We start from the raw sequence: 720 nt of genomic DNA, 5'->3' as shown, positions 1-720 counted from the left end.
GAAGATGGGCGTGCCGTTCCGCCAGATGCACTCGTGGGACTATTCGGGCCCGTACCATGGCTATGACGGGTTCGCGATCTTCGCCCGCGACATGGACATGGCGATCAACTCGCCGGTCTGGAAGATGACCAAGGCGCCCTGGAAGCAGGCGCCGCAGCCTCTGCTCCAGGCGGCCGAGTAATTGGCAAAGTAACCACCACCACCCACGGCCTGGCTCTCCTTCGGCGGAGAGCCAGCGCTCCCTGATCGACACAGGAACATAGAGAGGGTTTTCCCATGACGCAGTCTGCCGAACATGTGCTCGATCACTTCGAGCTCTTCCGTGGTCCGGAATACCAGCAGATGCTGGCCAACAAGAAGAAGATGTTCGAAAATCCGCGCGATCCCGCGGACGTCGAGCGCATCCGCGAATGGGCCAAGACGCCCGAATATCGCGAGAAGAATTTTGCCCGCGAGGCGCTGACCGTCAATCCGGCCAAGGCCTGCCAGCCGCTCGGCGCCGTGTTCGTCGCGGTCGGCTTCGAGAAGACGCTGCCGTTCGTGCACGGCTCGCAGGGCTGCGTCGCCTATTATCGCAGCCATCTGTCGCGCCACTTCAAGGAGCCGAGCTCCTGCGTGTCGTCGTCGATGACCGAGGACGCAGCCGTGTTCGGCGGCCTCAACAACATGATCGACGGCCTCGCCAACGCCTACAACATGTACAAGCCGAAGATGATCGCG

1 protein-coding gene and 1 pseudogene are annotated in these 720 nt (G+C 62.1%); both read left to right on the top strand.

What is annotated here, in order from left to right; genetic code table 11:
* A pseudogene (locus BRAS3809_RS34715) lies at window positions 1-181 on the top strand (nitrogenase molybdenum-iron protein alpha chain); the annotation flags it as partial.
* Window positions 182-276: 95 nt separating this feature from the next.
* The coding region (locus tag BRAS3809_RS08300; protein ID WP_035655761.1) for a DUF3364 domain-containing protein at window positions 277-720 on the top strand (444 nt) is incomplete at its 3' end.

It is taken from the genome of Bradyrhizobium sp. STM 3809, assembly GCF_000239795.1.
Classification (GTDB): domain Bacteria; phylum Pseudomonadota; class Alphaproteobacteria; order Rhizobiales; family Xanthobacteraceae; genus Bradyrhizobium.
Note: the sequence above shows the minus strand (reverse complement) of the source record. Positions and strands in the feature narration are given on the sequence as shown.